The 18,365-nt window shown below is 36.5% G+C and carries 18 protein-coding genes; 17 read left to right on the plus strand and 1 reads right to left on the minus strand.

The genetic code is table 11. The features are described 5' to 3' along the window. The first annotated feature begins 11 nt into the window (after positions 1-11). Genes allD through arcC form a run of 5 tightly spaced genes read left to right on the plus strand, consistent with a single transcriptional unit; the run spans position 12 to position 5,929 of the window. The gene (gene allD, locus ID741_RS08650; protein ID WP_218324853.1) at positions 12-1,073 is read left to right on the plus strand and encodes an ureidoglycolate dehydrogenase; all 1,062 of its coding nucleotides are present in this window, start codon (positions 12-14) and stop codon (positions 1,071-1,073) included. A 25-nt stretch (positions 1,074-1,098) separates the two neighbouring features. Beyond that, positions 1,099-2,859: an acyl-CoA synthetase FdrA gene (fdrA, locus tag ID741_RS08655; protein WP_438719736.1), complete on the plus strand. Its 1,761-nt coding sequence runs from the start codon at positions 1,099-1,101 to the stop codon at positions 2,857-2,859. 2 nt (positions 2,860-2,861) lie between these two features. Further along, complete coding sequence (locus ID741_RS08660; RefSeq protein WP_438719737.1) at positions 2,862-4,127, plus strand: DUF1116 domain-containing protein; 1,266 nt, start codon at positions 2,862-2,864, stop codon at positions 4,125-4,127. 3 nt (positions 4,128-4,130) lie between these two features. Further along, entirely contained in the window at positions 4,131-4,964 is an 834-nt protein-coding gene (locus ID741_RS08665; protein WP_438719738.1) for a DUF2877 domain-containing protein, read from the plus strand. Continuing rightward, a complete protein-coding gene (gene arcC, locus ID741_RS08670; protein WP_438719739.1) occupies positions 4,964-5,929 on the plus strand; it encodes a carbamate kinase in 966 nt (321 codons plus the stop codon). Before ID741_RS08665 ends, arcC begins: the two co-directional genes overlap by 1 nt. A 34-nt stretch (positions 5,930-5,963) precedes the next feature. On the opposite strand, the gene ID741_RS08675 is transcribed toward arcC, so the two are convergent. Next, positions 5,964-7,589 carry a PucR family transcriptional regulator gene (locus ID741_RS08675; protein ID WP_218324858.1) on the minus strand — a complete coding sequence of 542 codons (1,626 nt, stop codon included), beginning with the start codon at positions 7,587-7,589 and terminating at the stop codon, positions 5,964-5,966. Between the two features lie 170 nt (positions 7,590-7,759). On the opposite strand from ID741_RS08675, the gene ID741_RS08680 reads away from it, so the two are divergent. The 12 genes from ID741_RS08680 (at position 7,760) to nusB (ending at position 18,361) form a co-directional block, all read left to right on the plus strand. Next, positions 7,760-8,968 carry a pyridoxal-phosphate-dependent aminotransferase family protein gene (locus tag ID741_RS08680; protein ID WP_438719740.1) on the plus strand — a complete coding sequence of 403 codons (1,209 nt, stop codon included), beginning with the start codon at positions 7,760-7,762 and terminating at the stop codon, positions 8,966-8,968. A gap of 131 nt (positions 8,969-9,099) precedes the next feature. Further along, positions 9,100-10,371 carry an MFS transporter gene (locus ID741_RS08685; RefSeq protein WP_218324860.1) on the plus strand — a complete coding sequence of 424 codons (1,272 nt, stop codon included), beginning with the start codon at positions 9,100-9,102 and terminating at the stop codon, positions 10,369-10,371. Between the two features lie 198 nt (positions 10,372-10,569). After that, complete coding sequence (locus ID741_RS08690; protein WP_218324861.1) at positions 10,570-10,938, plus strand: cupin domain-containing protein; 369 nt, start codon at positions 10,570-10,572, stop codon at positions 10,936-10,938. Between the two features lie 22 nt (positions 10,939-10,960). After that, entirely contained in the window at positions 10,961-12,121 is a 1,161-nt protein-coding gene (locus ID741_RS08695; RefSeq protein WP_438719741.1) for a pyridoxal-phosphate-dependent aminotransferase family protein, read from the plus strand. Positions 12,122-12,227: 106 nt separating this feature from the next. Further along, a complete protein-coding gene (locus ID741_RS08700) occupies positions 12,228-13,424 on the plus strand; it encodes an amidohydrolase (RefSeq protein ID WP_438719742.1) in 1,197 nt (398 codons plus the stop codon). Positions 13,425-13,447: 23 nt separating this feature from the next. After that, entirely contained in the window at positions 13,448-14,938 is a 1,491-nt protein-coding gene (gene glpK / locus ID741_RS08705; protein WP_438719743.1) for a glycerol kinase GlpK, read from the plus strand. 77 nt (positions 14,939-15,015) lie between these two features. Next, the gene (locus ID741_RS08710; RefSeq protein WP_218324864.1) at positions 15,016-15,444 is read left to right on the plus strand and encodes a phosphate-starvation-inducible PsiE family protein; all 429 of its coding nucleotides are present in this window, start codon (positions 15,016-15,018) and stop codon (positions 15,442-15,444) included. Positions 15,445-15,461: 17 nt separating this feature from the next. Then, positions 15,462-15,698 (plus strand): GlsB/YeaQ/YmgE family stress response membrane protein, encoded by a 237-nt coding sequence (locus tag ID741_RS08715; RefSeq protein WP_218324865.1) that lies wholly within the window; start codon positions 15,462-15,464, stop codon positions 15,696-15,698. 82 nt (positions 15,699-15,780) lie between these two features. Continuing rightward, positions 15,781-16,845 carry a M24 family metallopeptidase gene (locus ID741_RS08720; protein WP_218324866.1) on the plus strand — a complete coding sequence of 355 codons (1,065 nt, stop codon included), beginning with the start codon at positions 15,781-15,783 and terminating at the stop codon, positions 16,843-16,845. Between the two features lie 66 nt (positions 16,846-16,911). Continuing rightward, positions 16,912-17,469, plus strand: a complete 558-nt coding sequence (gene efp, locus ID741_RS08725; RefSeq protein WP_438719744.1) for an elongation factor P — start codon at positions 16,912-16,914, stop codon at positions 17,467-17,469. A 30-nt stretch (positions 17,470-17,499) separates the two neighbouring features. Continuing rightward, positions 17,500-17,925 carry an Asp23/Gls24 family envelope stress response protein gene (locus ID741_RS08730; protein WP_218324868.1) on the plus strand — a complete coding sequence of 142 codons (426 nt, stop codon included), beginning with the start codon at positions 17,500-17,502 and terminating at the stop codon, positions 17,923-17,925. Then, complete coding sequence (gene nusB / locus ID741_RS08735; protein ID WP_218324869.1) at positions 17,918-18,361, plus strand: transcription antitermination factor NusB; 444 nt, start codon at positions 17,918-17,920, stop codon at positions 18,359-18,361. Before ID741_RS08730 ends, nusB begins: the two co-directional genes overlap by 8 nt. The last annotated feature ends 4 nt before the right edge of the window (positions 18,362-18,365 follow it).

Raw genomic sequence — 18,365 nt, forward strand, 5'->3', positions numbered from 1 at the left:
GGATGAAAATGATGGAAGAAACTATAAAATTAAAAACTCCAGAATTATTTGTATTAATTGAAAGAAAATTTAAACAAGCTGGTTTACCAGATGAACAAGCTAAAGAAGCAGCGAACCAGTTAGTTTTTGCCGATGCCTGTGGGATTCATTCCCACGGGGTCGTGCGATTAGATTATTATGCTGAACAAATTGCCAAAGGCGGAATTACGTTACATCCCGAAACAAAATTTGAACAGACCGGCCCATCCACAGCAATTTTTCATGGCGACAATGGCATGGGACAATTTATTTGTCGGCAAGCTTTAGAACATGGTTTTAAAATGGTTGCTGAATCTGGATTAGCTTTAGTCGGCGTTTCAAAAATGAGTCATAGCGGTGCTTTAGGATATTACTTGAAAAAAGCTGCCGAAAAAGGCTACATTGCTTTATCTATGTGCCAATCAGATCCAATGGTAGTTCCTTTTGGTGGGAGCGAAATTTATTTTGGCACCAACCCAATTGGTATTGGCGCACCTTGTGCTGATCGGCCACCAGTCGTTTTTGATATGGCAACTTCCGTTCAAGCTTGGGGGAAAATTTTAGACGCTCGTTCTAAAAAGCAAAAAATTCCAACTACTTGGGCAGTCGATAAAGATGGTAAACCAACAGATGATCCAATGAAAGTTCAAGGTCTATTACCAATCGCTGGTCCTAAAGGTTACGGCTTGATGATGATGGTGGATATTTTGGCAGGTGTATTGTTAGGATTGCCTTTTGGAAAACATGTGTCATCGATGTACGATGATTTAACGACTGGCAGAAATCTGGGACAAATTTTCCTATTAATCGATCCTAAAAGATTTACTGATCCACATGAATTCAAAATAAAAATCAAACAAATGGTCGATGAATTACACGAAAATAAACCGGCTGATGGTTTTGATCAAGTGTATTACCCAGGCGAATTAAGTCAAATAAAATATGAAACAAGTATTGAAGGCGGTATCGAAATTCCAACTTCAATTTATGAATATTTACAAAGTGAAACTGTCCATTTCAATCAATACAATGGAAAAGATGCTTTTGCGGAATAAAATTTGAAAGAGAGTGATTAATCACATGCTCCATACAATTATTGAAAAAAATAGCTACCAAGATTCCATCGTATTAATGCTATTAACCAATCATTTAGAAGCCATTGACGGTGTTAACAGTGTCTCAGTAATGATGGGTACACCTGCTAATAAAGATATTTTTAAAACAGCGGGACTTTATACTGATGAAGTTGAAACAGCAACACCAAATGACATGGTAGTTGTTGTTGATTTAGAAGATGCCTCAAAAATTGATGAATTATTAGAAACAGCTAAAGACTATCTTGAGGAACAAGGGAAAAAATCTCAAAACGATACCTCTGAAGAACATGTAAAAACGTGGGACAAAGCATTAGAAGTTGGAGCGGATACATCAGTTGCCATCATTTCTGTTCCAGGTGTTCATGCAGCTGGTGAAATTGAAAAAGCATTAGAAGCTGACAAACATGTATTTTGTTTCAGTGATAATGTGGCGATTGAAGATGAAAAAAGACTAAAAGACCTAGCTCATGAAAAAGGATTACTATTGATGGGACCTGACTGTGGTACAGGGATTATCAACGGTATTCCGATTGCTTTTGCCAATGTTATTCGTAAGGGAAATATTGGTGTAGTTGGTGCGTCAGGTACTGGAATTCAAGAAGTAACGACAATTATTCATAAATTAGGTGCTGGTGTGACACAAGCCATCGGTACTGGCGGTCGTGACTTAAAATCAGCAATTGATGGTGTTACCTTTAAAGATAGCGTGGCATTGATGGAAAAAGATCCTGATGTAAAAGTAATTGTCGCCATTTCCAAACCACCAGCAAAAGAAGTGCGAGATGATGTTTTAGATTTATTACGGGCAACATCAAAACCAGTTGTGGCAATTTTCTTAGGTGAAAAACCGGAAGCTCATGAAGAAGGTTTGTATCGTGCCCATACCTTAGAAGAAACGGCAGAACTCGCTGTTGAATTATTAAAGGGGAACGAAATTACAACTTATGAAAAAACAGTGGATGTACCAGAAATTAAATTAACTGATCAACAAAAATATATTAAAGGCTATTATTCTGGTGGTACTTTAGCTTATGAAGCAGCTATGTTAATCAATGAAAGCTTAGAATTAGGCGCTGAAAGTGGTGCTGAAGGTTTTATCATGAAAAAAGATGGCTATGAAGTCATTGATTTAGGTGATGATATCTATACACAAGGTCGTCCTCATCCAATGATTGATGCTACAAAACGCAAAGAATTAATGGTTGAAGCCGGTCAAGATGCTGAAACAGCAGCAATCTTATTAGATATTGTTTTAGGCTACGGATCTCATGATGATATGGCTTCAGAATTAGCGCCAGGAATTAAAAAAGTTTTGGCTGATGCGAAAGCGGACAATCGTGAAATCGCAGTGATTGGCACGATTGTTGGAACTGATGAAGATCCTCAAGATATTGAAAAACAAAAAGAAATTTTAACAGAAGCTGGAGCAATCATTTGTGATAGTAATGCCCAAGCTGTACGGACAGCCTTAGCATTAGTTGGCAAACCTGTTTCTGAAGAAGTGAAACCAGTTAAAGCCAAAGCTGATACAGCAAGAACAGTACCAGAAATTCCAACACAACTAAGAGATTTATTGTCAGCTAGACAGTTCTTAAATATTGGTTTGGCAAGCTTTACTAAAGCAATTATGACTCATGGTGGAAAAGCAGTTCAATTTGACTGGCGTCCAGTTGCGGGTGGTAATCCTGAATTGCAAAAGGCATTAGACTTTTTACAAAAAGTTTCATTGAAAGTTGAGGTATAAAAATGGTTTACAAAAATATTGATGAAGCAAATCAAGCAGTTGTTACAAAAATTATCGCAGGAGCACCTTTTTTATTAGATGTTGTACCTGCTAAAAGTGTCATCGATGAATTTAACCATGGCAAAGTTTTATTACATGCTGGACCACCGATTACTTACGATAAAATGGTTGATCCAATTCAAGGTGCTTGTGTTGGAGCGGTTTTATTTGAAGGCTGGGTAGACAATGAAGAAGATGCCCGCAAATTAATGGAAAGCGGCGAAGTGAAATTAATTCCTTGTCATCATGTGGATGCTGTTGGACCAATGGGGGGAATTACTTCAGCAAACATGGCAGTTTTAGTAGTAGAAAATAAAACTGACGGTAATCGCGCCTACTGTACAATGAACGAAGGAATCGGTGCCGTTCTACGTTTTGGCGCTTATTCTAAAGAAGTTATCGATCGTTTGACTTGGATGAAAGATGTCTTGGCGCCAACTTTAAGTAAAGCATTAAAAGTTCGTGAACCATTAAATGTTAATGTTCTTGTCGCAAAAGCGATTGCTATGGGAGATGAATTTCATCAAAGAAACATTGCTGCTTCATTGGCTTTCTTAAAAGAAATTGCTCCAAGTATTGTTTCTCTAACAAATGTTGATCAAAAAGAAAAAGAAGAAGTTATTCAGTTCTTAGCAGATACCGATCAATTTTTCTTGAATATAATGATGGCTTCTGCAAAATCTGTGATGGATGGCGCTCGAATGATCCAAGAAGGAACAGTCGTTACTGCAATGTGTCGAAATGGATATGAATTTGGTATTCGAATTGCCGGCATGGGAGACGAATGGTTTACTGGACCGGTGAATACGCCGCAAGGATTATATTTCTCTGGTTTTTCAGAAGCAGATGCAGCGCCTGATATGGGCGATAGCGCCATTACCGAAACTTTTGGTGTCGGTGGTATGGCGATGATTGCAGCACCAGCTGTGACGCGTTTTATTGGCTCAGGTGGATTTGAAGATGCATTGAAAACTAGTGAAGAAATGACTGAAATTACTTTAGATCATAATCCTAACTTTGCAATCCCAACATGGGATTTTCAAGGAATTACTATCGGAATTGATGCTAGAAAAGTTGTTGAAACTGGAATTTTACCAGTGATTAATACTGGGATTGCCAATAAAAAAGCTGGAAAAGGACAAATTGGTGCCGGAACAGTAACACCGCCAATTGATTGTTTTGAAAAAGCAGTCTTGGCTTATGCAAAAAAATTAGGATTTGAGGCTTAAAAAATGAAACGGATAGCTGCAACCAGTGACCAAAGTTTTCCAAGGAAAGCAACAGACTGGGTAGTTCATAGTACTTTTGATAAAACTTTTAATTTAACGGATTTAAAGCAGCCAAAAATGTTGGCTTTAATGGCAACTGGTGAAAAAATTGTGCCTGGTGGTATCTATTTATCGCAAAAAGATTTCCGCGAAATTCGACAAGCTTTGCCAAAAGTTGAATCCATTAAAAGTACAGAAAATCAATTATTTATTGAAACAGTCGGTGCCGATTGGGAAATTGCTATTTCTCCGAGTGAACAAACCATCTTATCGGTGAAGGGAATAAAATCTGTGCAAGCTGAAAAATTGCTGGCAGCAGGTCAAAAAATTTCTGCAGTGACTGGCTTTAGCTATCCTTTAGCTTCATTTGGTGATCCACAAAACAATCCATATTTTCAAATGATGCAAGAATTTAATCAAGGAAATGAGCTTCAAAAAGTTGTAGATTATTTAATCGGTAGAGGTCGTGGACTAACACCGGCAGGCGATGATTTTTTATTGGGCTGGCTTTTTGTTGATTGGTTGAATAATCAATCAACTACCTTGACTAAAGCAGTTTATAACAGAGTAGAAAATAATCAATTTACCACAGATGTGAGCCGCAATTTTTTAACTAGAGCAATTAATGGTGAATTTAGTCAACCTTTGTTGGCGGTCGCTGATTTTTTAACAGAAACGGAAAATACATATGATCTTGCAGAACTTATTCAAGCGGTCGTCGACTATGGCAGCACGTCTGGTCTCGATACTTTAGCAGGAATATTATCAGGATTATTACTAATAAGAGGAGTGAAATAATGGCAAAAAGAGTCGTAATGGCAATTGGCGGAAATGCAATTTTACAGCCAGGTCAAACCCCAACTTTCGATAATCAATTAAAAAATACTCAAACTTGTGCCAATCAAATTGCACGAGTAGAATCTTTAGACTATGAAGTAGTTTTAACTCATGGAAATGGTCCACAAGTAGGAAATATCTTACGTCAAAATGAATTGGCTGAAGAAGTTGTCCCAGCAGCACCATTAGATGCTTGTAATGCTGAATCACAAGGATTTATCGGTTACATGCTAGAACAAAGCATTAAAAATGCTTTAGAACAAAAACATTCCACAGCTAATGTGGTGACTTTGTTGACACAAACAGAAGTTGATAAAAATGATGCAGCTTTTAAAGCACCAGATAAACCAATTGGTATTTTTTATTCTGAAGAAGATGCTAAAAAAATGACTGAAACAAAAGGCTGGGAAATGGTGGAAGATGCTGGCCGTGGTTATCGTCGAGTTGTACCTTCACCTTATCCACAATCAATTCATGGTGTAGAATCGATTACTCATTTGTTAAATCAAAATATCATCGTGATTGCTGGCGGTGGTGGGGGCATTCCTGTTTATCGAAATAATGCTGGCTTATTAGAGGGCATTGAAGCGGTTATTGATAAAGATCGTACTGGTAAAAAATTAGCGGAGCAGTTAGATGCGGATATCTTTATGATGTTAACTGACGTAAGCAACGTGTATATCAATTATGGTAAAGAAAATCAGCAAAAATTAACGGATATCAGTGTTTCAGAGGTTGAAAAACACATCGCTGATGGACAATTCGCCGCTGGTAGTATGGGGCCGAAAATTGAAGCTGCTGTAGATTTTGCTAAATCTGGACGAACAGCGATTATTTGTGCTTTAGATGAAGCTGATTTAGCTTTGCAAGGGAAAGCTGGAACAAGAATTTCTCTAGCAGCTGTTCCACAAGGCGCAGTTAGTTAATAAAAAGGAGTGCTGAAATTCAGCACTCCTTTTTTTAGTTCTCAGATAACTCTAAAGCAACTCGTAAAATAAGATTGCTTTCAGGATCGGTAATTGATAAATCTAATAATTCTTCACATTGATTGATGCGATATTTAATCGTATTACGGTGTAGAAACAAGACTTTGGCGGTTTTAGTGATTTCGCAGTTGAAATCCAAAAAGGTTTTTAAGGTTTTACGCAATTCTTGGAAAGTTGGTTCGACTGGATAAGCCAATTCTTTCAGATTTTTTTCACAGAAGTAATGAACATCCTTATCACCAATTTTTTTCAATAATCCTGCTAAGCCTTTTGGTTGAAAGTGCTGAACCAAAGGTGCATCGACTAACTGGTCACAGTTTTCCAAAGTTTGGGATGCTTCGATATAGGAATTGGTCAGCTCATCTAAAGTCTGGTAAGCATTTCCTAAAGCAAATTTAATTTGAATAGGTAAAAGTGTGTGTAATTCTTGTGAGAGATCCTCTAAGACTTGCGTGATGCCTTCATGTTCATTTTGAAAAATCAAGACACTTTCGTTACGGTTTTTTAATTTGAAAAGTGCGACATCCCGCATTTTTAGGGGAAGATTTTCTTTTAACCAATTTAAAATGATTTGAGCTTCTTCTTGTTGATAACGTTCACGAGTTTGAGTTGTTTGGTCAGTTGTAAAATAAACGATGGCAATCTGATAGTAATTATTGCCCACTAATCCATAGTTCTTACCTAAATCCAACCAGTTTTGTTGTTCGGTAGAGGTTCGTTGATAAGCATCCAACATTTGATTAAGAAAGTCGGTCTTGAGATTATCATAAGACTCTTCAACTTTTTGATTTTTATAGAGAATAAAAGTTAAGACTAACAAGGCTTGTTCTATAGCAAATTCAGAGATTGGATAGGGCATTTTTTCTGGCTCAAGAATGATTAAATAATAAGGAAAATAATTGTTAACATGAATCGGCATAGCCGAGATTTGCAACGGTTTGCCGTCAATGTCCTGAATGACTAGCGCCTGTTCTTCTTGATCAATTCGCTTGAAATTTTTTTGTGATAATTGATCGACATAAAAGGATGCTGGTTTTTGTGTGCCGGAAAAATGTTTAGAATGAGCAATTACTTTGTGCCAAGGGTTCAGTAAAATAATGGGTGTATTTAAAATTTTACCGAACTCAGCGATAAAACGAGCATTATTTACATCATGGGTCAATAAGTAAGAAAATCTTTTTTGAACATCAAAGGCGAAGGCCATCTGCTGAGTTTTTGAATCCCATAAATAACTCAGCATTTGGTGAAGTAAGCCACCTAAAGGCTGTGTACTAGGAATCTTAATCAAAGGTAAATTGACTTCAGAAGCATAGGCAATAACTTCAGGATGAATTTCCTCAATAAAGCGACCGACTTTAATTCCTAAAGCAACACATTTAATTGGAATTAAAGAGTCGATTAATTTTTTTATTTTTAACTGATCATCACGATAGATCATGGCAGTTGTTAAAACAATGGCATTTTCAGGAATAAAATTGGCAACGTCTGGTGTTTCCGTAATTTCAACAGTTTCCAATGGACGATTCAAATCTTTATGGGTGGATAAAACTTCTAAATCTGAAAATCTAGGCAAAGTTAACAGATCATTAAGCGTTTTCAAAATAATAACCTCCATTCTATCTACTATTATATAGAATAATTCATCTTGACACAAAAATTATTTATACAAAACAGATAAAAAAAGCGTTTGAATAGTGCAAAGTGACTAATGAAAGTAAAACGATTTCATTGGATAATAAAGATGAAAAAAACGAAATGAGGGATATTAATATGTATCAACAACCAGTATTTACTAAAAGAACAATCATGACGCCTGGACCGGTCGAAGCGCATCCGTCAGTTTTAAGACAAATGGGACAAACAATCTTAGGTCAATTTGATCCAGAATTTTTACAAATCATGGACGAAGTCAAAGAAATGCTAAGAGTACCTTTCCAAACGAAAAATGAACAAGCTTTCGCCATCGATGGAACTTCTCGTTCTGGATTAGAAACAGGCTTGTTTGCCTTAATCGAACCAGGAGACAAAGTATTGGTTCCTTGTTATGGTCGTTTTGCTTATCTATTAGGCGAAATTTGCGAACGGGCACATGCCGATGTTGTTTACTTAGAAAAAGATTGGGAAGCACCTTTTGCTGAAGCAGATGTGATTGCTGCAATCAAAGAACATCAACCCAAAATTGTTGCCATGGTACATGGAGAAACAGCCAATGCCCAAATGCAACCATTAGCTGAAATCGGTCAATTTTGCCGTGAAAATGATATTTTCTTTGTTGTTGATATGGTGGCAACATTCGGTGGTACTGAAACAAAAGTTGATGAATGGCAAATTGATTTAGCTGTAGCAGGCACACAAAAATGTTTGAGTGTTCCTTCTGGTTTATCTTTAATTACTTACAATGATCGTGTACAAAAATATGTAGCTGGCCGTTACCAAAAAGAATTGGGTTTAGGTGCTGATGCTAGAAATGACCGCCATATCCAAAGTAATTATTTAGATCTATCACAATTGGAAAAATATTGGGGACCTGAACGTTTAAACCATCATACAGAAGCAACTACTATGATTTATGGTTTACATGAAGGTTTACGTTTATTGTTACAAGAAGGTATCGAAAATGCTTATGCTCGCCATCAAGAAAATAACCGAATCTTAACTGAAGGCATGAAAAAAATGGGCTTGAAAATGTTTGGGAACGAAGGAACAAAAACACCAACTGTTATCCCAGTATTAATTCCTGAAGGTATTGATGGCGAAAAAGTTCGTGCTTTATTGTTAGATCACTATAAGATTGAAATTGCTTCATCTTTTGGTGATTTAAAAGGAAAAATCTGGCGTGTTGGTAACATGGGTTATAGCAGCCGTAAAGAAAACGTATTGTCATTCTTAAGTGCTTTTGAAACAGTTTTAAAAAATCAAGGTTATCAATTTGAAGTTGGGGCTGGCAGTAGCTATGCCTTGTCAGAATACGCAAAATAAATTTTTAAAGGATTGTTTCGTAAAAAAAAATTATGAGACAGTCCTGATTTTTAGGAAATGGTTTATCCAAAATGAATGGTTTAAGTGTTGGATAATAATTTTCTTGTAGTGAAATTAGGAGGAAAAAGGAAATGGAAGAAAAGGCGACAACGAGTACGACTTTTGCTTATTGGAAAAAGATTGTTATTCTATTATGTTTAGGCTGGGTCACTATTTGGATTTACCGGTCAGCATTATCACCTGTTTACCCACAAATTCGTGAATCTTTAGGTGGAAATGTTTCAGATACAGCATTAGGCTCAATCTCAAGTTTTTATTTTTTAGGCTATGTCATTATGCAAATTCCCGCTGGTTTTTTAGTTGATAAAATTGGTAAGAAAAAAGTGTTACTGCCCGGCTTTATTGTTTTTGGGTTAGCGGCGTTATTAATTTCACAAGCCAGTTCAATTGCAGTTATTTATGCAGGTAGTTTGCTTGCTGGTTTAGGTTGTGGTTCATTTTACGGATCGGCCTATTCATTGACTTCTCAAAATATTCCAAAAGACAAAAAAAGTTTTTCTACGGCAATTGTTAACAGCGGATCAGCTGTAGGGTCTGGTTTAGGTTTAATTCTTTCTAGTTATTTAGTTGCGCAAAAAGGATTGCCTTGGCAAACAATGATGTATATTACAGCCTTTATGGTAGTTTGTATGCTGGTTGCTTTTACAGTTATCGTGCGGAACCATAAAGATGATATGCGGGCTCTTCAAATCGCTGAAGAAGCTGAAGCTAAAGCAGAAAAAGTTGAAAGTGAACCAGTTACTAAACAAAAAGTTTCATTTTCAAAATTATTCTCTTTAAAAATGATTAGTGTTTATATTTTATATTTTGCAACTTGTTATGGCTATTATATGACAGTTACTTGGTTACCAAATTTCTTAGGAACTGAACGTGGTTTCCAAGGTGCAGCAATTGGTTTTTCTGCTTCATTAGTAGCGTTTGCATCTATTCCAGGAGCATTATTCTTTAGCCGTTTAGCGGATAAATTTATGCACCGTAAAGTTCAGTTTATTATCGTATTAGAAGTTTTAGCTGCTTTAATGCTGTTATTTACAGTTCAAGCAACCAATGCGACTTTCCTATTGATTGCATTAATTTTATACGGATTTTTAGGGAAACTAGCTGTTGAACCAATTATCATTGCGTGGCTTGGGGAAAATGCGCCGCAAATTGGTATCGGTACAACCTTAGGCGTATTTAATTTCTTTGGCATGATGTCTTCAGTAATTGCTCCAGCATTGACTGGTGGGATTTCTGATGTCACTGGTTCAAAAGTAATGGGCTTTTACATCGCGGTCATTTTATTAGTCGTAGGGGCTGTTGCCTTCATGCTAGTGAATATTAAAAATAAAGCAAAAGCTTAAAATCTAAGAAATATGGAGTGCTTATTTGAGAGAAATTCTCGGATAAGCATTCTTTTTTTCATTTTAAAAATAATATTGTGATGTTTATCACATTTGTACAAAAAGAAAAAGAGAATTGTTTAGTAGAGCTAAAGTAATCGTTTTCTTTATTGGTTATTCTATAGTCAAGCAATCAGTAATTAAAGGAGATGGATAAAAATGTCACAAGCAAAGCTAGAGGGAAGAATTTTTAAATTAGATGAAATTGCTCAGTTTGATGAAGCGGCTGCTAAAAAGAATTTTTTCTATGAGACAGAAAGGACAGCCGGAGCCATTTGGTGTTTACATCCGGGTCAAGAATTAGTTGAACATTCCCACAAGGCAGCTGATGATTTATGGATTTGTTTAAGAGGAAAAGGCACTTTTTATCCTGGTGATGATGCTGAAGTTGAGATTTCAGCCGGAGACATGATTATTTCAAAACCAGGTGATCATCATGGGGTGAAAAATACTGGTGATGAACCTTTTATGTTTATCGGCGTTGCAGGACCAAATCCTTTAGATTTTATCCCAAATAAACCACAATAATAAAATAATTGGAGGCATAAAAATGGAAAAAGATGTATTAGTAATGATCCCAGGACCAACACCGGTGGTTCGTTCAATTCAAAATGAAATGGCTAGAGATGTCCAAGCTTTTGGTGATCCTCGCTTTGTAAAAGATTATAAAGAATTAATTGATGATTTAGGTGAATTATTTAATTGCTCTGGTCAAACATTCCCCCTAGCAGGTACAGGGACTTTAGGAATGGAAATGGCGATTGCTAATGTAACGAAACCCGGTGATAATGTTTTAGTTGTTTCCAATGGATTCTTCGGAGATCGCTTTATTGAAATTTGCCAACGTCGCCAGTTAAATGTTGATGTATTAGCAGCTGATTGGGGCACTGTGATTACACCAGAACAAATCGATACGCAATTAGCTAAAAAAGATTACACGGCTATCACTGTTAGTCATGTGGATACGTCAACTGCTGTGGTAGCACCAATTGCTGAAATCGGAGAAGTCCTAAAAAAATATCCAGAAACAATTTATATCGTTGATGGTGTGGCTGCAACAGGTGCAGAATATGCTGATGTAGATGGCATGAATATTGATATTATGTTTACTGGTTCGCAAAAAGCTTTTGGTGTTAGTCCTGGAATGTTTGTTTTATGGGCGAGTCAAAAAGCTTTAGTTAAACGCCAATCTTTAGGAACGATTCCAGATTATTATATTGATTTTGAAAAATGGTTGCCAATCATGCAAGACCCAGGAAAATACTTCGCAACTCCTGCTGTAAATTTAGTTTGGGCAATGAAAGAAGCGACGGCGATTATCAAAGAAGAAGGTGTCTTAGCACGCAGTAAACGTCACGAACAAAATGCTGCCGCTGTTCGAGCTGCGCTGACTTCGATTGGTTGTAGAATTTTAGCTACTGAAGGTCGCCAAGCTTCTAGTTTAAGTAATGTCATCTATCCTGAAGGAATGAATGATCTTGAATTTAGAAATACAATGTATGACAATGGCGTTATTGTAGCAGGTGCATTAGGTGCTTATGCTGGTAAAGCTTTTAGATTAGGTCATATGGGAAATATTACGGAGCAAGATATGGTGAAAGTTTTAGGCGTTTTAGAAAAATCTTTCAATGCTTGCGGCTTAAAGGTTCAACCAGGAGCAGCAGTTGGAAAATATATGGCAGAAATGTCTCACGCAGTTGTAGCTGTCTAAAAAAATAATTATCAAGAGAGGTAGAAAATAATTTCTATCTCTCTTTCTTTGCATTTTTCATTGAGAACGGTATCATAAATATATTAGAAAACAAAGGAGAATTGCGATGAAAAGCTTAAACAATGTGCGGGTTGAAACAAAGTATTTAGAAAATGCTGGCTTTACTTATGGGACGGCAACGGAATTAATGGATATAAAAATTGATGATGGGAAAATTATTGCGTTTGAAAAAGCAAAGAATCAATCTATCTCTGCAGAAGACATCGATGGTAACGGGCAATTATTGTTACCGAGTATACGTGAAATGCATTGTCATTTTGATAAAAGTAAATTAGGCGTCCCTTGGGAACCCATTAAGTCAGCAAATTCAATTGTTGAACGATTTACGCAAGAATTGATTGATTTAGAAAATTTGGAGTTGTCGTTTGCTGAACGAATGGATAATTTAATCAAATTAGAATTAGCGAACGGTGTGACTTTTTTCCGTTCTCACATTGATGTCCATCCTAAAATTGGTCAAAAATATTTACAGCAGACACTAGAATCATTGGAAAAATATCATGGTAAATTCGATTATGAGTTGGTAGCTTTTCCGCAACATGGACTATTATTATCTAATGCCTATGAAGAAATGAAGATAGCTTTACAAAATGGCGCTACAATCGTCGGTGGTGTCGACCCAGCTTCATTAGATGGAAATTTTGAAAAATCATTGCACCAGACTTTTGAATTGGCAACTCGTTTTGATGTGCCAATTGATATTCATATTCATGATCGTAATCAAGCAGGATATGATACCTTTAAAGAATTGTTGCGACTAACAAAACAAAGTGGTTGGCAAAATCGTGTGACAATCTCTCATGGTTTTGGTTTGCGAGATATACCAAAAGATCAAAAAACAGCATTTTTTACTGAACTTGCACAGACAGGTATTTCTGTTTTTTCTAGTGTACCTTTAGATGGTGTCATTCCACCATTAGCAGAATTACGGCAAGCAGGGGTCAATATTGCATTAGGCTGTGATAATGTTTACGACTCATGGTCTCCTTTTGGTGATGGCAATGTTTTAGAAAAATTGAATCGCTACAATGAAATCTTTAAACAAACGAGCCAACAACAATTAAGCGATAGTTTAGAATTAGTGACTGGCAAACAAACATTTGGTGAAAATAGTTGGTTAAAAGTTGGAGCCCCAGCAGATTTCGTATTAACTGATAGTAGCTGTAGTGCTGAATTTGTCGCTAGAAAAATACCGGTTAATTTGAGCTTGTATCGTGGAAATGTTACATTTAGCAAAGAATAGTTTTGTTTCGAGGGGGAAATCAAGTGGAAAAATACGTCATGGCAATCGACCAAGGAACCACCAGTTCGCGGTCAATTATTTTTAATCAACAAGGTAAGAATGTGGCTTCTTCTCAAAAAGAATTTACTCAATATTTTCCCGAAGATGGTTGGGTAGAGCACGATGCAAATGAAATTTGGAATTCAGTACAATCGGTGATTGCTGGCGCTTTTATCGAATCAGATATTAAACCTTTTCAGATTGTTAGTATTGGTATCACGAATCAGCGCGAGACGACAGTTGTATGGGAAAAAGACACTGGTCGTCCAATTTATAATGCGGTAGTTTGGCAGTCTCGACAGTCAGCAGAAATAGCCGATCAATTAAAAGTTGCAGGCTACGAAAAATATTTTCATCAAAAAACGGGGTTAGTGATTGATGCTTATTTTTCAGCGACAAAAATTCGTTGGATTTTAGATCATGTTCCTGGCGCCCAAGAAAGAGCTGAAAACGGAGATTTGTTGTTTGGTACAATCGATACTTGGTTGTTGTGGAAATTAACTGGCGGACAAGCCCATGTAACTGATTATTCAAATGCAAGCCGAACGATGTTATTTAACATTAATCAATTGGAATGGGACCAAGAAATTTTGGAATTGTTGAATATTCCCCAAATTATGCTACCTAGAGTGGCAACTAATTCAGAAGTATATGGAATGACTCAAAGTTATCATTTTTATGGTGGTGAAGTGCCAATTGCTGGCATGGCAGGTGACCAGCAAGCCGCTTTATTTGGTCAATTAGCTTTTGATGCTGGTATGGTAAAAAATACTTACGGTACAGGCTCATTTATTGTCATGAATACTGGTGAAACACCACAGCTATCTAAAAATAATTTACTGACTACTATTGGTTACGGTATTAATGGAAAAGTCTATTATGCATTAGAAGGAAGTATTTTTGTGGCGGGTTCTTCCATCCAATGGCTGCGTGATGGTCTAAAAATGTTAGAAAAGGCCAGTGATTCAGAAAAATTTGCAGAGGCTTCCACGAATGACAATGAAGTGTATGTTGTTCCGGCCTTTGTAGGATTGGGTGCGCCTTATTGGGATCAAGAAGCTAGAGGTGCGATGTTTGGCTTAACCCGCAGTACAACCCGAGAAGATATTGTGAAAGCCACTTTACAATCCATTGCCTACCAAGTTCGAGATATCATAGACACGATGGAAGAAGATACGGGAATTGAAATTCCTGTATTAAAGGTTGATGGTGGAGCGGCTGATAATAAATATTTAATGCAATTTCAATCTGATATTTTAAATCTACCTATACGGCGGGCAAATAATTTAGAGACCACTGCTTTAGGTGCTGCATTATTAGCGGGATTAGCTGTTGGTTTTTGGCGGGATTTGAATGAAATTAAAAAACTAGATCAAGGTGGTAACATGTTTGAGCCGAAAATGGCTGAGGTTACAAGAGAGAAACTTTATCTCGGCTGGAAAAAAGCCGTTTCAGCAACACAAGCCTTTGACTAATCCATTCAGCAAAAAAAGCGAATATTTTAACGATTTATGCTCCTCTTTGCTATAATTAAGTGAAAGGGGAGTTTTTAATGGGAAAAGAATTTAAGCTGTTTGAAAAAATAGTTAGCACGATTATTGATGTTGTGCTGGCAATATTAGTTCTCGTTGTCCTAGTAGTCATGGTGGAGGCAGTTTATACGATTGTGCGCCATGTTATTCCTTTAGAGTCTATTTCTGAATTATCAATCTTAATTGAAGAAGTAGCGACTTTATTTATTTTGTTAGAAATTATTTTAATGCTGATGCGTTACGTTAAAGAAGGACATCATATTCCAGTGCGCTATTTAATTTTAATTAGTATTACAGCAATTTTACGGGAATTATTATTAGCTCACGGTAGTGGTGTGGAAACTTTATTTTTATCCATGGCCATTTTAGTTTTAGTTTTAGTATTATTTGTTTTAGAAAAAGTCAAAGCTTTCCATTCTGCAGCAGACGATGGAGATACTTTTGACTAAAAATTTGGAGGTGAAAAATGTTATTACGTTTAATTGTTGGAGCAATCATCGGTGCAATTGGTGGTGCAATTGCTGGTAGAGAAAATAAAGCTGGTTGTGTTTTTAATATTATTGCTGGCTTAGCTGGCTCTTATATTGGTGAAATGATTTTTGGCCATTGGGGTCCGCATATAGCTGGGATGGCTTTAGTTCCTTCCATTTTAGGAGCAGTAATTATTGTGGCAGTTGTATCATTTATAACGAGTCGTTACTGATAACAAATAAGTTATCAGTTTTTTTGTGAACTCTTAAGATTGTTTCCAATAACTTTGGTATAATGGTGAATGGGTGATGAAGATGATTAAAAGAACAGAAAAGCTAAGAGAATTAATGAAAAAAGAAGTCGTTGATAGCTATTTAGTAACCAGTCCAGCAAATCTTAGATATTTAACTAACTTTACTGGGACAGCTGGGATGGCATTAATTACTTTGGAAGAAGCTTATTTTATTACTGATTTTCGTTACATGGAACAAGCGGCTGAGCAAGTGGCAGATTTTACTATTTTACAGCATAGTGGAAATATTGTTGAGACAATTATAGACATTATTGAAAAAAATCAATTGCAAGTCCTAGCTTTTGAAGATACCCAAATGACCTTTGCTGATTACACCGTTTTTGAAGAAAGTTTAGCGATTGAATTATCTCCAGCTAGCGGTCTGATTGAAAGTTTGAGAGAAATTAAAGATGATGACGAAGTAGCTATTATAAAAAAAGCGTGCACGATTGCTGATGCAGCGTATGAATATATTTTAAAAACAATTCGACCTGGTATGACGGAGATTGAAGTTGCTAATCAAATAGATTTTTATATGCGGTCTTTAGGTGCAACAGGTGTTTCTTTTGATACAATCGTGGCTAGTGGCATTCGTTCTGCATTACCTCATGGTGTAGCGAGTGAAAAAGTTATTACGCCGGGAGATATGATTACTTTAGATTTTGGTTGTGTTTATCAAGGCTATGTTTCTGATATTACTCGCACTTTTGCAATTGATGATCCTGGTGAAGAACTAAGGAAAATTTATCAAATTGTACTTGATGCTCAGTTGGCGGTTTTAGATGCTGCACAGGCTGGTGTAAGTGGTGCACAATTAGATGGTGTAGCACGAGATATCATTACAACTGCTGGTTATGGTGAAAATTTTGGACATTCGACCGGTCACGGTATTGGACTAGAAATTCATGAAGGACCACTCCTATCTCGCCGAAATGACCAACTAGTAAAAGTGGGAAATGTTGTAACTAATGAACCAGGAATTTATATTCCAAATCTTGGTGGCGTTCGGATTGAAGATGACTTATTAATTCTGGCAGAAGGCAACCAAATTTTAACTGAGAGTTCAAAAGAGTTAATCATTCTCTAGTAGTAGCAAGAAAATAAAAGAAATGATAAACTAGGAAGATAGCAACACAGGGAGGAAACACGAAGAATGATTTCAGTAAATGATTTTAAAACAGGCTTAACAATTGAATTTGATGGAGATATATGGCGTGTCGTTGATTTTCAACACGTGAAACCTGGTAAAGGTGCGGCTTTTGTTCGTTCAAAATTAAAGAATTTACGCACTGGTGGGGTACAAGAAAAAACCTTTCGTGCCGGGGAAAAAGTTGCGAAAGCACAAATCGATAATCGTAAGATGCAATATCTTTATGACGATGGGACCAACCATGTGTTTATGGACGTAAATAGTTACGATCAAATTGAAATTCCTCATCAACAAATTGAAGCAGAAATGCAGTATGTTTTGGAAAACACTGAAGTCAATGTGATTATGTATGGTTCAGAAATTTTAGGTGTGGATTTACCAAACACCGTGATATTAACAGTTGCAGAAACAGAACCGAACATTAAAGGGGATACCTCGTCAGGCGGTGGAAAACGAGCTGTTTTAGAAACTGGACTAACTGTAAACGTCCCATTTTTTATTAACCAAGGAGACAAATTAGTGATTAATACCACTGATGGCAGTTACGTCTCACGAGCTTAAAAATTTTGACAGATTATAGGAGCGATAAATATGGCAGAAGAAGAAAAATTAATTTTAGGTCAACCACAAGAACTTGGTGAAATTATTATTGCCCCAGAAGTGATTGAAGTAATCATAGGGATTGCTGCTGCAAAAGTTGAGGGTGTTTATGCAATGCGGGGCACTTTAGCTAGCAATGTGAATCAATTATTAGGTAAAAACACTCACGGTAAAGGCGTTTATTTAACTAATGATGAAGATGGCTTAAAAGTTGATTTATATACTTATTTAGAATATGGGACTTCTGTTCCTAAAGTTGCAATGGCTATGCAAGAACGAGTGAAACAACAAGTTTTATTCATGACTGATGTAGCTTTACAAGAAGTCAATATCCATGTTGTTGGCGTAGTTGCTGAAAAAATGGAGCAACCGACGTTACAAGAATTATTTAATGATGAAGAGGAAGAAAATGAGTAAAGAACTATCTCGCCACGAGATTCGGGAAAAAGCATTACAAGCTTTATTTCCTTTAGATTTTAATCAAGAACTAACTAAAAAAGATGCGATTAACCATGCTTTGAGTTTGGATCAAATGGATTTTGTTGCTGAGGATGAAGAAGATTTTATCCCAGTATATTTAGATGAATTAGTGGGTGGTGTTGTGGCCCATCAAACTGAAATTGATGAAATCATCAAAAAGCATTTACGTACCAACTGGTCAATCAATCGAATTGCCAAGATGGATTTAATTATTTTACGGTTGGCGATCTATGAGATGCTTTATAATGAGGCGGTTCCTAATAAAGTCGTACTAAATGAAGCGATTGAACTAGCAAAAACTTTCAGTGATGAGACTTCACGAAAATTTGTGAATGGTACATTATCAAAAATTATGAACGAGCTAGACAAATAAGCAA

It is taken from the genome of Enterococcus sp. AZ103, from assembly GCF_051714685.1.
GTDB lineage: Bacteria > Bacillota > Bacilli > Lactobacillales > Enterococcaceae > Enterococcus_A > Enterococcus_A alishanensis.

What these genes read in the sequence shown, in the direction of transcription:
- allD (WP_218324853.1), top strand. Translation starts at nt 12, where the DNA reads ATGGAAGAAACTATAAAATTAAAAACTCCAGAATTATTTGTATTAATT.
- fdrA (WP_438719736.1), top strand. Translation starts at nt 1,099, where the DNA reads ATGCTCCATACAATTATTGAAAAAAATAGCTACCAAGATTCCATCGTA.
- ID741_RS08660 (WP_438719737.1), top strand. Translation starts at nt 2,862, where the DNA reads ATGGTTTACAAAAATATTGATGAAGCAAATCAAGCAGTTGTTACAAAA.
- ID741_RS08665 (WP_438719738.1), top strand. Translation starts at nt 4,131, where the DNA reads ATGAAACGGATAGCTGCAACCAGTGACCAAAGTTTTCCAAGGAAAGCA.
- arcC (WP_438719739.1), top strand. Translation starts at nt 4,964, where the DNA reads ATGGCAAAAAGAGTCGTAATGGCAATTGGCGGAAATGCAATTTTACAG.
- ID741_RS08680 (WP_438719740.1), top strand. Translation starts at nt 7,760, where the DNA reads ATGTATCAACAACCAGTATTTACTAAAAGAACAATCATGACGCCTGGA.
- ID741_RS08685 (WP_218324860.1), top strand. Translation starts at nt 9,100, where the DNA reads ATGGAAGAAAAGGCGACAACGAGTACGACTTTTGCTTATTGGAAAAAG.
- ID741_RS08690 (WP_218324861.1), top strand. Translation starts at nt 10,570, where the DNA reads ATGTCACAAGCAAAGCTAGAGGGAAGAATTTTTAAATTAGATGAAATT.
- ID741_RS08695 (WP_438719741.1), top strand. Translation starts at nt 10,961, where the DNA reads ATGGAAAAAGATGTATTAGTAATGATCCCAGGACCAACACCGGTGGTT.
- ID741_RS08700 (WP_438719742.1), top strand. Translation starts at nt 12,228, where the DNA reads ATGAAAAGCTTAAACAATGTGCGGGTTGAAACAAAGTATTTAGAAAAT.
- ID741_RS08710 (WP_218324864.1), top strand. Translation starts at nt 15,016, where the DNA reads ATGGGAAAAGAATTTAAGCTGTTTGAAAAAATAGTTAGCACGATTATT.
- ID741_RS08715 (WP_218324865.1), top strand. Translation starts at nt 15,462, where the DNA reads ATGTTATTACGTTTAATTGTTGGAGCAATCATCGGTGCAATTGGTGGT.
- ID741_RS08720 (WP_218324866.1), top strand. Translation starts at nt 15,781, where the DNA reads ATGATTAAAAGAACAGAAAAGCTAAGAGAATTAATGAAAAAAGAAGTC.
- efp (WP_438719744.1), top strand. Translation starts at nt 16,912, where the DNA reads ATGATTTCAGTAAATGATTTTAAAACAGGCTTAACAATTGAATTTGAT.
- ID741_RS08730 (WP_218324868.1), top strand. Translation starts at nt 17,500, where the DNA reads ATGGCAGAAGAAGAAAAATTAATTTTAGGTCAACCACAAGAACTTGGT.
- nusB (WP_218324869.1), top strand. Translation starts at nt 17,918, where the DNA reads ATGAGTAAAGAACTATCTCGCCACGAGATTCGGGAAAAAGCATTACAA.